The organism is Actinoallomurus iriomotensis, assembly GCF_030269445.1.
Taxonomy (GTDB): domain Bacteria; phylum Actinomycetota; class Actinomycetes; order Streptosporangiales; family Streptosporangiaceae; genus Actinoallomurus; species Actinoallomurus iriomotensis.
This window is the reverse complement of sequence record NZ_BSTJ01000053.1, coordinates 1-255: the sequence shown is the minus strand read 5'-3', so window position 1 is coordinate 255 and position 255 is coordinate 1. Positions and strand designations below refer to the sequence as shown.

Here is a 255-nt window from a genome sequence, read left to right as displayed (position 1 = left end):
AACCAGACCGGCATGACAACCGACACGAATAGCCAGTGCTCCACCTATGAGCAAACCCACCCACGAGACATTCGCCCGTGGCATGAGTCATGGACCAACACCCCCAGACTCGATCGTCTGGTGCGTGCGGCCAGTGATGCTCCTTAGAAAGGAGGTGATCCAGCCGCACCTTCCGGTACGGCTACCTTGTTACGACTTCGTCCCAATCGCCGGCCCCACCTTCGACGGCTCCCCCCACAAGGGTTGGGCCACCGG

General features: G+C 61.2%; 1 rRNA gene. It reads right to left on the bottom strand.

Annotated features, from left to right (window positions below):
* Window positions 1–147: 147 nt before the first annotated feature.
* Window positions 148–255 (bottom strand): 16S ribosomal RNA (locus tag QSK37_RS51370); the annotation flags it as partial.